The organism is Acinetobacter nosocomialis (assembly GCF_041021905.1).
In the GTDB taxonomy this organism is placed as follows: Bacteria; Pseudomonadota; Gammaproteobacteria; order Pseudomonadales; family Moraxellaceae; genus Acinetobacter; species Acinetobacter nosocomialis.
This window is the reverse complement of record NZ_CP157432.1, coordinates 55900-68904: the sequence shown is the minus strand read 5'-3', so window position 1 is coordinate 68904 and position 13005 is coordinate 55900. Positions and strand designations below refer to the sequence as shown.

The 13005-nt window shown below is 32.9% G+C and carries 13 protein-coding genes; 3 read left to right on the top strand and 10 right to left on the bottom strand.

All coding sequences use genetic code 11. The features are described from left to right. Positions 1 to 24 precede the first annotated feature (24 nt). From ABLC00_RS00330 to tviB, 10 genes are read right to left on the bottom strand one after another with little or no spacing between them, the layout of a single operon-like run. Positions 25 to 1119 carry a glycosyltransferase gene (locus ABLC00_RS00330; protein WP_044423367.1) on the bottom strand — a complete coding sequence of 365 codons (1095 nt, stop codon included), beginning with the start codon at positions 1117 to 1119 and terminating at the stop codon, positions 25 to 27. Next, complete coding sequence (locus tag ABLC00_RS00325) at positions 1119 to 1961, bottom strand: glycosyltransferase (RefSeq protein WP_044423366.1); 843 nt, start codon at positions 1959 to 1961, stop codon at positions 1119 to 1121. The genes ABLC00_RS00330 and ABLC00_RS00325 overlap by 1 nt, the downstream gene beginning before the upstream one ends. Next, positions 1958 to 3217, bottom strand: a complete 1260-nt coding sequence (locus ABLC00_RS00320; RefSeq protein WP_044423365.1) for an O-antigen translocase — start codon at positions 3215 to 3217, stop codon at positions 1958 to 1960. Before ABLC00_RS00320 ends, ABLC00_RS00325 begins: the two co-directional genes overlap by 4 nt. Position 3218: 1 nt before the next feature. Further along, complete coding sequence (locus tag ABLC00_RS00315; protein WP_044423466.1) at positions 3219 to 4334, bottom strand: DegT/DnrJ/EryC1/StrS aminotransferase family protein; 1116 nt, start codon at positions 4332 to 4334, stop codon at positions 3219 to 3221. Positions 4335 to 4344: 10 nt separating this feature from the next. After that, on the bottom strand, positions 4345 to 4752 hold the full coding sequence (locus tag ABLC00_RS00310; RefSeq protein ID WP_044423364.1) for a MaoC family dehydratase: 408 nt from the start codon (positions 4750 to 4752) through the stop codon (positions 4345 to 4347). Positions 4753 to 4754: 2 nt separating this feature from the next. Next, complete coding sequence (locus tag ABLC00_RS00305; RefSeq protein WP_044423363.1) at positions 4755 to 5297, bottom strand: GNAT family N-acetyltransferase; 543 nt, start codon at positions 5295 to 5297, stop codon at positions 4755 to 4757. Beyond that, positions 5297 to 5695, bottom strand: a complete 399-nt coding sequence (locus ABLC00_RS00300; RefSeq protein WP_348941205.1) for an FdtA/QdtA family cupin domain-containing protein — start codon at positions 5693 to 5695, stop codon at positions 5297 to 5299. The genes ABLC00_RS00305 and ABLC00_RS00300 overlap by 1 nt, the downstream gene beginning before the upstream one ends. A 2-nt stretch (positions 5696 to 5697) precedes the next feature. Beyond that, positions 5698 to 6570: a glucose-1-phosphate thymidylyltransferase RfbA gene (gene rfbA, locus ABLC00_RS00295; protein ID WP_044423361.1), complete on the bottom strand. Its 873-nt coding sequence runs from the start codon at positions 6568 to 6570 to the stop codon at positions 5698 to 5700. After that, the gene (rfbB, locus tag ABLC00_RS00290) at positions 6570 to 7628 is read right to left on the bottom strand and encodes a dTDP-glucose 4,6-dehydratase (protein ID WP_044423360.1); all 1059 of its coding nucleotides are present in this window, start codon (positions 7626 to 7628) and stop codon (positions 6570 to 6572) included. The genes rfbA and rfbB overlap by 1 nt, the downstream gene beginning before the upstream one ends. Positions 7629 to 7657: 29 nt before the next feature. Next, positions 7658 to 8935, bottom strand: coding sequence for a Vi polysaccharide biosynthesis UDP-N-acetylglucosamine C-6 dehydrogenase TviB (gene tviB, locus ABLC00_RS00285; RefSeq protein WP_044423359.1), 1278 nt, complete (start codon positions 8933 to 8935; stop codon positions 7658 to 7660). 162 nt (positions 8936 to 9097) lie between these two features. On the opposite strand from tviB, the gene ABLC00_RS00280 reads away from it, so the two are divergent. Genes ABLC00_RS00280 through ABLC00_RS00270 form a run of 3 tightly spaced genes read left to right on the top strand, consistent with a single transcriptional unit; the run spans position 9098 to position 12887 of the window. Beyond that, positions 9098 to 10240, top strand: coding sequence for a polysaccharide biosynthesis/export family protein (locus ABLC00_RS00280; RefSeq protein ID WP_170318169.1), 1143 nt, complete (start codon positions 9098 to 9100; stop codon positions 10238 to 10240). A 1-nt stretch (position 10241) separates the two neighbouring features. Then, positions 10242 to 10670, top strand: a complete 429-nt coding sequence (locus ABLC00_RS00275) for a low molecular weight protein-tyrosine-phosphatase (protein ID WP_044423358.1) — start codon at positions 10242 to 10244, stop codon at positions 10668 to 10670. Between the two features lie 21 nt (positions 10671 to 10691). Then, the gene (locus tag ABLC00_RS00270) at positions 10692 to 12887 is read left to right on the top strand and encodes a polysaccharide biosynthesis tyrosine autokinase (RefSeq protein ID WP_044423357.1); all 2196 of its coding nucleotides are present in this window, start codon (positions 10692 to 10694) and stop codon (positions 12885 to 12887) included. Positions 12888 to 13005: the final 118 nt, after the last annotated feature.

The window sequence follows — 13005 nt, the reverse complement described above, 5'->3', positions numbered from 1 at the left end:
AAATATACCTCATTCTCTAGAGCCCTACAATTCATTGTAAATTCTCCACCAATTTTGGCACATAGCTTCATTTGAGAAATACATTTCCAACCTTTTAAAACAACTTTCTTTAATTTGATTTAATATTAAAGGATCTAATTTCAAAATGTTATTAATAACTAAAGAAAGTTCTTCGGGACAATTGGGTTTCGCTAAAAATTCATAATTTTCTGGTAACATTTCTCTTACACCACCACAATCTGTTGATACAACAAGACAGTTTGATGAAATAGCCTCAAGAATAACAGTTGGTAAACCCTCTGTATTACTTGAAAGAACTAGCATATCAAATGCAGAATAATATTCATTTGCATTGGACAAAGCACCGAGAAAAGAAACTTTATCATTTAAGTGCTTTTCAGATACCAATCTTTCTAAATTCACGCGTTCCGGCCCATCACCAATAATAATTAATTTAAAATCAATTAAATGAATCCGCGATATTGCCTCAATCAAATTCGTGACATTCTTTTCTGCAGATAATCGACCAACATATCCAATGACTTTAATTTTCTCATCAATATTGAGATTTTTTCTAATTTTATTTCTAACACTTTGAGAAAAATAATATTTCTCAGTATCAATACCATTATAAATAGGTTTTATTTTCTCTCTTTTTACTATATGTGAATTAATATAGCTCTCACAACTAGCTACACTTACATTTGTAACCAGTTCAGCTTGAGGGTTGAGTATTCTAAAAAAATTCATTCTTTTATAGAATTTTAATGTAGAGTTATATGTACCATGCTCGCTATTAATAAGTTTATAATTTTTTTTATAAAATAGGCTCAGAAAATCTACAAACAAATGTGGATATAAGGTATGACTATGAACGATATCTGGTTCATACTCTTTTATGATATTCTTCAACAAAAGTAATCCTTTTAAAATATCACTAATAGAAGAAATATTTAAATGGATGACATCTATATCATTTATATTTATTTCATTTTTAGGAAATAATGTAACTATACGAATTTCTGCTTTAAACTTTTCTTTTAAGTTCCTAACCAAATTACTTACAACGCTGGTTACTCCACCAAAAGATAGATCAGGCACTATAATTAAAATCTTCATTACTTACTCACTACAGATACAATAAAGAATTTAAATAGAGTATTGAACGCTTTAATATAATCTTTCTTATTTTTAAAATAATTAAATTCTTGCTTATATATGATTTTTAAAGCCTCTTTATAAAAAATATTATCTTTATATTCTGCTATAATTTTTTTCATTTCATTACCCATAATTTCCATATTTTTCGAAAAATTATTTTCATGAAATCGATAAGAACAAAAAACTTCTTTCATATAAACTATATCAAATTCTTTTTTTGCCATTTTTAGTAACATGTACCAGTCTTCAATTTTATAATCTGTGTTGTATCCCCCAATATCCTTAATCAACTTTAATCTAGCCATTTGTGTAGAAGCAGGAAGATCATGCTTATTTAAAATTATTTCTTTAAAAGTATATGTTTTATCAGGGTGAACTCTTATATCTACAATTTCATTTTTATCATTTATTAATTCTACCCCACCAAAAACTGCTGCAACTTGCTGATTTTCACGCAAAAAATGTACCTGCTTTTCTGTCTTTTTTTCTTTCATTAAATCATCTGAGGCGATAGCAGAAAAATATTCGCCTCGACACCACTCTAATGCTTCATTGAGTGTTGATGTTAAACCTTTATTCGACCTATATCTAAATTCAAAATGAGTAAAGCGTTCTTTACACTTCTCTAACATTTCATTTATTTTTAAAACAGAGTTATCTTTCGAGCCATCATCAATAATAATCAACTCTATATTTTCATAGCTTTGATCTATTACACTTTGTATACAATGCTGTACGAAATTTTCATGGTTATAACAAGGTATGACAACTGATACTAAAGGTTGTTCTTGATTACTCATATCGTACCCTTTTCTTTTAAACTTTTAAAAACACAAATACTCATTATAAGCCAGTAAACTCCATAGTTAATCAGATGAGCAATGGATACCCCTTCAAAACCAAAAATTTGCGTACATATATAAGTTAATAATATTGAGGTAATTGCAAATATCACTTCAGTGGTTATAAATAATCTTGTCATAGCTTTACTTAACATTAAATAGGCAAGTATCCAGCTACCAATTTTTAGAGAGTCACCTATCATTTGCCAAAGAAACAAATCTCGCATAGGTAAAAATGTTTTGGTAAATAAAATCGCTATAATCCAGTCTCTAAGAATATACACAGTTAGACCACCTAAGGCAGCTAATGGAAATATAAACTTATAACCATTGTAAACTTCTGCCTTTATCTCCTTAATTTCAGATAGCTCAGAAAGTCGAGGTAAATAATATACCCCTAAGGTTGTTGTGACTAACATAAGATATGCTGCACTTAAACGGATCATGGCTTCCCAATATCCTGCATAAGTTAGACCATATTCATAGGTTAAATAACTTCGAATAGCCATTTGAGAAAGCGGAACACATATTGCACTGACCAACGCCATTAAAGCAAAAGCAGCAAAATTTTTGGCTACGGTTTTATCTATTTTTCCAAATAAATATGAGAGTCTAAACCAATTAGCTTTATAACATAATAACAGGGTTACCAAAAAAGCTAATGATTGATAAATTGAAAGCGCAACTAAAGCCCCATATAAATTATATTTTATTGCTAAAAGGCTTGTGACAGCTAAAGAAAAAATACTGCCTACAATATTTGCAATAACCAATCTTAAAACTTCTTTTTTCCCATTTAAAATGGCTAAAAAAAGTGCATTAAAAGTAAAAAATGTCAGAAATACAGCAAACCAAACAAAAACTGTTTGATAAATATCCGTATGAAAAATATAAATTGAAAGTTGCTTTTGAAAAATTAGAATAATTAATGAAAAAATTAAGCTAAAAAGTAAGACAATACTTCCCGCTGTTTTCCATATATTTCGTTGTTTGGTTTCATCTTCATAATACTCTGCAGTATATTTAATAACTGCAGTATTGATTGCACTACCGGCAAAGGTTGTCACCATTTGTATAAAATTTTGGAACTGGCCAATAGCAGCATAACCAGCTGGACCAACATAAAGAGCTAAAATCTTGTTTAAAATAAACATTGTGGCTGTTTTAATTAAAACAGCCACTCCATTTAGTACACTTGTTTTAAGTAAATTCATTTTAAACTTTAAAATTATTACAGATCTGAATTACTTTCTCAGCCTCTTCCAAGCTTAAAGTTGGTCCTATGGGTAAACTCATTACTTCTGCATGGATCTGCTCAGATACTGGATAACTTAAATCATTCCATTCTTTATAAGCCTGTTGCTTGTGAGGTGGGATAGGATAATGAATTAAAGTTTGCACACCTTGTTCAGCCAAATACTTTTGTAAAGCTTCACGATGCTCAGTACGAATCACAAACAAGTGCCAAACATGTTGCTTATACTCTTCAGCATTTTTCTGAACTAAGGGTAATTTGATTAAAGGGTTTACTATATGCTGCAAATACAATTGCGCAATTTTACGGCGATGAGCTATTTCATGATCTAAATATTTTAATTTAATATCTAGCATGGCAGCTTGAATTTCATCAAGACGACTATTTACACCAGGCACTAAATTTTTATATTTCTCATGAGAACCATAATTACGAAGAGCATGTAACATTTGTGCAAGCTCTTCATTGTTAGTGGTTATAGCACCGGCATCCCCTAAAGCACCTAAATTTTTACCAGGATAGAAACTGAAACCAGAAGCATCTCCCCAGTTACCAGCTTTTATTCCATTAATTTCAGCGCTATGTGATTGAGCTGAATCTTCTAAAACAAGTAAATTATATTTATTTGCAATTGCCCTGATTGCAGGCATTTCTGCCAATTGCCCATATAGATGAACAGGTAAAATTACTTTCGTTTTTGAAGTAATTGCAGCCTCAATCTTGCTTGGATCGATATTATAAGTATTAATATCCGGTTCAACTAAAACTGGAGTTAGGTTATTTGCAGTGATTGATAAAATACTTGCAATGTATGTATTTGATGGGACGATTACTTCATCACCATCATTTACTCTCCCTAACTCTTTCCATGCTCGAAGCGTAAGAATCAAGGCATCTAAACCATTTGCAACTCCAATTGCAAATTTTACTCCACAATATTCCGCAAAGTTTTTTTCAAATTGAGCTAGCTCATTTCCGCCTATGTACCAGCCAGAGTCTATGACACGAGTACAAGCCTCAATGAGTTTTGCACGATATTGACTATTTATATTTTTTAAATCTAAGAAAGGAATCATCATATTATCTTCAATCTGGTATATATAACTCTGCTGTACCTACAATACACTCAACATCTTTGGAAATTGCTGAAGTTTTAAAAATTACTCGTTTTTTCTCTTTAATAACCTCACTAATTTCCACTTTAAAGCGAACTGGCTCATTTAAATAAACGGGCTTTAAAAATTTATTTTCAGACTTCAAATAAATACAACCAGCTCCTGGTAAATTATTTGCAAAAATTGTAGAAAAAATACTTGAAACTAAAGCACCATGTACTATGCGTGCTCCAAAAATTGTTTCTTTAGCATAATTTTCATCTAAGTGAACAGGATTTATATCACCTGAAAGCCTCGCAAACGAGTCTACATCTTCATCTGAAAAGCTTTTAGTAAGCTCCGCTGTCATTCCTACCTTATAATCAGAAATTAATAACATTTCTATTTTCCTAAAAATCTTGCGTATTGTATTTTATTTTCTTTATACTTACTTTTAGGGAATATATAGTATATATTTTCATCATCTTCACTAATCTTTTGTGCTCCCATTTTCAAATGAAATGAATGGACTTTATCATTACCTTTCATAACTTCAAAATGACTTTGTTCAAACCCTAAAGTTGAAAAACCAGCCTCATAAACTAATAAAGCACTTTCTACTGCAGCATATTTAGTTTTATGTTCATTTAAGATCCAACTCCCCCAACAGAAAGATTTAGGATTTTCATGGAAATCATATAAACGAACTGTTCCTATTGGTGACTGGTCATCCGATCTGAAAATTATAAAATAATATTCCTCACCATTATTCTCTCTATTTTTATAATTTCTAATCCATTCTGCTTGTGATTTTATATCACCAGTTGATTTTGAGATATATGTATTTAATTTATCATTATTTCTTAATGTACAAATAAACTCTGCATCATTTTCCTCTACAAGTCTTAAATATGTTGTATTTGCTTTTAAATTAAAATTTACCATTAGACTGCTCCCTCTAAAAAATTTTCATAATTACGTATGTAATCACTTTCATCATAGTAATCATTCGCTATTACTAGCAGAATACAATCATTAGAAAAATCATGCATTTCATGCCATACCATAGGAGGAATTAGTAGACCTTTATTAGGTTGCGAAACAATAACTTCCTGCTTTTCTAAACCATTATCCATTAACATTTTAAATTTACCTTTTATACAAAATGCTATTTGGTATAGGTTTTTATGTGCATGAAAACCACGAGGAGTATCAGTTTTCACATCAAAAATGTAATAAATTCGCTTGAATTCAAATGGGATATTTTTATTTGACTCTAGTACAACCAATGAACCACGGTGATCACCCAAATTTGGCAATTCAACCCATTCAATTAAACTCATTGTTACTCATCCAATAAAGAAATTAAATATTGACCATAATCATTTTTATTCATACTTTGGCCAATTTCTAGCACTTGAGCTTTTGTCAACCAACCATTATGAAAAGCTATTTCTTCCAGACAAGCCACTTTATAACCTTGACGTTTTTCAATCGTTTCAACAAACTGAGCTGCCTCAAGCAAGCTTGCATGTGTTCCTGTATCTAACCAAGCAAACCCGCGTCCAAGTAATTCAACATTGAGATCACCACGGTCTAGATACATCTGGTTCACTGTCGTAATCTCAAGTTCACCACGGTTTGAAGGTTTTACTTGTTTTGCAATTTTCACTACATCATTATCATAAAAATAAAGTCCGGTTACCGCAAAATTCGATTTTGGATGTTTCGGTTTTTCTTCTAATGAAACTGCTCTTTTTTGCTCGTCAAACTCAACGACACCAAAACGTTCAGGATCTTTGACTTGATAACCAAATACTGTTGCACCCTTTTGACGGGCCACAGCTTGACGTAACATCGGTGTAAAACCTTGACCATAGAAAATATTGTCGCCAAGTACTAAACAAACATTACTTTCACCAATAAACTCTTCACCAATAATAAATGCTTGAGCTAAACCATCCGGACTTGGTTGAATCGCATAACTTAATTCAACACCGAACTGTGAACCATCACCCAACAATCGCTTAAAGCCATCTATATCGTCTGGTGTACTGATAATAAGAACTTCACGAATACCAGCCAACATCAAAACAGACAATGGATAGTAAACCATTGGCTTATCGTAAATTGGTAACAATTGTTTTGAAACGCCTTTTGTGATCGGATACAAACGTGTCCCAGAACCACCTGCTAAAATTATACCTTTTGTACTCATTATACACTTACACCTAATCTTTCTCTTTGGTAACTACCATCTTGTACTCGGCGGCACCACTCTAAATTATTTAAATACCACTCAACAGTCTTTCTAATACCTGTTTCAAATGTTTCCTCAGGCTTCCAGCCTAAATCTTTTGCAATTTTTGAGGCATCAATTGCATAACGTAAATCATGTCCTGGACGATCTTTTACGAAAGTGATTAATGTCTCATAAGGTTGACGATTATTTTGTGGTTTTAATTCATCTAAAATTTTACAAATTGTTTTCACAACTTCTATATTTTGTTTTTCATTATGACCACCGATATTATAGGTTTCTCCAACTTTACCTTCAGTCACAACTTTATATAAAGCTTTGGCATGATCTTCTACATACAACCAATCACGGATCTGATCACCTTTACCATAAATCGGTAAAGCCTTACCATCCAGCGCATTTAAGATCACCAATGGAATGAGCTTTTCTGGAAAGTGGTATGGACCATAATTGTTTGAACAATTCGTTACTACAGCTGGTAAACCATATGTTCTATGCCAAGCACGTACTAAATGATCAGAACTTGCTTTACTTGCTGAATAAGGTGAACTTGGCGCATAAGATGTCGTTTCAGTGAATAGATCTGTTGTATCTTCTAAATCACCATAAACCTCATCTGTTGAAATATGATGAAATTTAAAAGAGGCTTTCTTTTCTTCATTTAATTGTAGCCAATACTTACGTGCAACCTCTAATAATGTATAAGTTCCCACAATATTTGTTGTAATAAACTCAGCGGGACCATCAATAGAACGATCTACATGTGACTCGGCCGCTAGATGCATCACAGCATCTGGTTGGAAAATTTTAAAAGTTTCTGTTAACTGCTCACTATTACAAATATCAACTTGTGCAAATTGATATCGTGGATCCATATCAATTTCAGACAATGATTCTAAATTGCCTGCATATGTTAATTTATCTATATTTAATACTTCATCTTGAGTATTTTTTATAATATTTCTAATGACAGCAGAACCAATAAAACCTGCACCACCAGTGACTAAAATTTTCATAAAATTCCTATGCTAATAACTAGTAATTTTTACAGTCGAATATCACTTTGTTCTTTATCCAAAACATATTTTAAGTCATATAAAACATGTTTCTCTTTACCTAGTGCAATGAGCTCCTGACTCGACATTGTTTTAAACTGATCATGGGCAACAGCAATAACTATTGCATCATAATGATCTTGCTTTAATTCCGTAACCGGAGCTAAGCCATACTCGCCTTCAACTTCGGCACTATCCACCCAAGGATCGTAAATATCAAGATCTAAATCGTATTCCTTTAGTGCTTTCACCATATCTACAATTTTGGTGTTCCGGATATCTGGGCAGTTTTCTTTAAAACTCAAACCTAAAATTAATATACGAGCACCTACTACTTGTATGCGCTGCTTTACCATTTCTTTGATCAATTGGGTTGCAACATATTCACCCATACGATCATTTAAACGACGAGCTGCTAAAATAATTTCTGGATGTAAACCAATTGACTCTGCTTTATGCGTTAAATAATACGGATCAACACCAATACAATGACCACCAACTAAACCAGGTCTAAAGTTTAAAAAATTCCATTTTGTACCTGCTGCCTTGAGCACATCTTCGGTATCAATACCCATTTTATTAAAAATCAGAGCCAACTCATTGATTAATGCAATATTTACATCTCTTTGTGTATTTTCAATGACTTTAGCAGCCTCAGCAACTTTTATACTCGGGGCCTTATGTGTGCCCGCCTCAATAATTAAGTTATATACTTGATCAACATACTCAGTGACCTCTGGAGTCGAACCTGAGGTAATTTTTAAAATATTAGTGACACGTCGTTGTTTATCACCAGGATTAATACGTTCCGGACTATAACCAACAAAGAAATCTTTATTAAATATTAACCCTGAATATTTTTCTAATTCAGGTATACATACCTCTTCTGTCGCACCAGGATAAACTGTTGACTCATAAACAACGATATCGCCTTTTTTTAGAACTTTAGCAATGCTTTGGGATGCTTTTATAAGCGGAGTCAGGTCTGGTTGTTTAAAGTCATCGATTGGTGTAGGTACAGTAACTATAAAGAAATTTGAATTTTTTAAATCATTGATATCTGCAGTGTAGGAGAGATGCTCTACTTGTTTTAGCTCATCTGATGTGACTTCTAATGTATGGTCATAGCCACCTTGTAACTCTCGTATCCGTTGCGGGTTTATATCAAAGCCTATTGTAGGTTTATGTTTACCAAATTCAACCGCTAAAGGCAGCCCAACATACCCTAAGCCGATAATTGATATTTTTAATTGTTCGTGTTGAAACATATATAAAACCTAACCATTTAGATCTAAATGGACAAACATCATGGATACGACCTACTACGATAATATAGCAGACTTTAAAAAAAAATTTCTTGAAATATACAATCTGCGCTTAGCAAATAAAGTATGATTTGGGTTAATTATAGACTACAATCCAATATCTTCATGCAAAGTATCATTGGATTACAAACAATAAAGGGTTTGAATGTGAAGCATCAGAGCACATTATTATTTTTAACCATTTCACTTTCGTTTACAGGATGTGCAGTCACCTCAGGCTTACAAACTTACGACTTACCCGAACAAGGGAGCTTTAAAACAGCTCAAGGAGCAGAAGTTTCTGTTGTCCAACTCACCCAAAACAATATTCCAAAGATTAGTTCTGAGTCTTTGCGTCCGCAAGGAAATATAAGCGCCTTATTTAATAGTCCCTTTTATCAATATCGCTTAAGTCCTGGGGATGTTTTATCTATTCAACTTTGGGCATATCCTGAAATTACTCCCCCTATTCAAGGGGCTTCAAGTGATATTAAAGCATTTGGTTATCCAATTGATTCTTCTGGAAATGTTCAATTGCCACTTGTAGGCCAAGTACATATTGCTGGAAAAACACTTGCTGAGACTAATAAATATTTACGTAATCAATTTGCTAAATATTTAAAAACACCTGATGTTGTAGTTCGAGTCTTGTCTTATCAGGCAAAACGCTACTTTGTTAATGGTCAGGTTATGAAAAGTGGTCAATATACCTTAGATGATCAACCTATCAGTATTTATACAGCCCTCAGTATGGCTGGGGGTGTAAATCAAGAATCTGGTGACAATACTGATATTCAGCTTATTCGTAATGGCGAAGTTTATAACTTAAATGTTGTTGCCCTTGAGAAACAAGGCTATTCACTTCACAAATTATTGGTTCAACCCAATGATACGATCTATGTAAATACCAAACAAAATCAAAAACTCTATGTTATGGGTGAGTCTAATAAAAGCTCAGCTATTCCATTAAGGGATCAGGGTATGACACTAAGTGATGTATTAGGTGAAAGTGAAGGTGTTAACCCATACTCTGCAAGTGCTGCGCGTATTTATGTGATGCGTACTGATTTACATACAAGAAAATCAACAATTTATCAGCTCAATTTGAGTAGTATTGGTAACCTTGCATTATCTAATCAATTTCAAATGCAAAAAAATGATATTGTTTATATCGATGCAACTGGTTTAACACGCTGGCAGCGTATCATGAACCAGATTGTACCGTTCTCAAGTGCACTTTATACCTTTGATCAATTGGGTAAAAACTAGCATGCAGTTACAAAACATCTTAGTGGTCTGTGTTGGTAATATTTGCCGCAGCCCAATGGCAGAGTACTTTTTAAAGGCCCAGCATCCTACATTAAATATCTCATCTGCTGGTATTTCAGCCCTAGTAGGTCATAATGCAGATGACAAAGCTATTCATTGTATGGATCAGTTGAATATTGATATGAGACCACACGTGGCTCGTCAGCTCAGCGCTGAATTGATCAAACAAAATGATTTGATTTTGGTAATGAGCAATAATCAGCAAAAGCATATTGAACAAACTTGGCCATTTGCTAAGGGTAAAATTTTTAGGCTTGGCCATTGGCAAGGGCAAAATATACCTGACCCCTATCAGCATGACCAAGCTTTTTTTGATCAGACTTGCCGCAACATTCAAAGCTATGTGCAAGATTGGCGTACTCAATTATAAATCTCTATTAGTTGTAAATTTATGAATCAAAACTCTAAAACTAACGAAGATAGCATCGATTTAAAAGAGTTATTCTTTTCATTGATTGCACAGTGGAAAATCATAGCATGCTGCGTGGTCTTAAGTTTAATTTGTGCTTTGCTATATTTACGGATAACGCCAGATACTTATTCTGTAGATGCAATGGTACAAGTTGAAGAAAGTAAAGGTGCTGCCTCTGCCGCTTTACTTGGAGACTTATCGAAAGTAACAGGTGGCTTAGGACAAAAATCTCCTGCAGATGCAGAAATTGAAATTTTGAAATCTCGTATGGTTTTGGGGCAAGTAATTCACAACCTCAATCTTGATCTTAAGATTAAAGATAATCTATCTGGCTTGACGAATAAGCTAATTACTGATGATAAAAGTAAAATTGAATATCTTCATGATGCTGTAATTTATTCTAAAAAAAATAATAGATTAACCATTAAACAATTCAACATACCAGTATATTATTTAGATAAACCTTTAAAATTAGAGTTTAAAGATACAAATCAATTTAATCTAATTCATAAAGATCAAGTTGTATTTAGCGGTACAGTTAATAAAAAAAATGTGTTAAGTACAAATAAGGGTTTATGGCAAATTCAAATCAATACTCAAGGTGAGTTTAATAAACAAAGTTATACTTTAACTAAACTAGCCCTTTTGACAGCTGTAAATCAATTCAACTCCATTTACAACGTTGCTGAAAAAGGTAAAATGACTGGTGTTATTGGTCTAAGCTATTTAGGTCAAGATCCTGAACATATCACTCAAGTGCTGAATAATATTTTAACCGTTTATCATGAACAAAATATTGAGAGAAAGTCATTAGAAACAAAACAGACTTTAGCTTTCCTTGAAAAACAGTTACCAGACCTTAGAAAACAGTTAGAAGATTCTGAGATCAAATTTAACCAGTTCCGTGAAAAATATAAAACGGTCGATGTTAATGCTGAATCTGAATTATTACTTAAACAAAATATTGATTTAGAAAAGCTTAAAATTGAGTTACAACAGAAACAAGCTGAGCTTTCTGCTAAATATACCAATGATCATCCATTAATCTTACAAATTGATGCACAAATTACAGAGATTAATAAAAAGATTGCTGATCTTAATAATCGTTTAACTCAACTTCCTGAGACCCAACGTTTATATTTACAACTATATCGTGATGTAAAGGTCAATACTGAGCTATATACATCATTACTCAACTCATACCAGCAACTCAAAATCGCTAATGCGGGTGAGATTGGTAATGTTCGCATTATTGATACTGCTGTAGAACCTGTTAAACCTATTAAACCTAAAAAATTGATTGTCCTAATACTTTCTATTTTTGTTGGTGGTTTTATCGGTGTATTAATTGCATTATTACGCAAAATGATGCGTAGCGGAGTTAATGATTCAGCTCAAATTGAAAATGAATTAGATCTGCCAGTTTATGCGACTGTACCTCGTTCTCCTATTCAAGAGACTCGTATGAGTATTTTGAAAAAGAAAAAGAGTATTCCTATTTTAGCAGTTAAAAGTAGTGATGATATTGCGATTGAAAGTTTACGTAGCATTCGTACTGCCATTCACTTCGCTTTAACCTCAGCAAAAAATAATATTATTATGATTGCTGGCCCGTCTCCAGAAGTCGGTAAATCATTTATTTCAACTAACTTAGCGACTATTTTCGCACAAGGGAATAAACGCGTATTACTGATTGATGCAGATATGCGCCGTGGTTATATGCATAAATATTTCGATGTTGATGTGAAACCTGGTCTTTCTGAATTATTAAGTGGCCAAGCTGACTTGACACAAGTTTTACATAAAACGCAAGTTGCGAATCTCGACGTGATTACCCGTGGTAAGAGTCCAACTAACCCTTCAGAAATGTTAAGCTCTACACATTTCAAAGCCTTACTAGAGAAGTTCCAGACTCAATATGACCATATCATTATTGATACTCCTCCAGTGCTTGCGGTAACTGATGGTATTATTATTTCTCAGTACACTGGTGTGAACTTAATTGTTGCTCGTTATGCTAAGTCACATATGAAAGAGCTTGAATTAACCGTTAACCGTTTTGAACAAGCTGGTGTTAAAGTGAATGGCTTTATCCTTAACGATATTCAACGCTCTAGTGGCGGTGGTTATGGCTATAACTACGCTTATGCTTATAAAGCACAAAAAGAAGATTAATTAAGAGTTTTTTAAAAAAAGCCGGATCAAATGATCTGGCTTTTTTATTTGATTTTTAAGTTTCACCAAATTAAAACTAACTAAAATATATAAAAAAACCACTCGTTTTTTTTGTTAA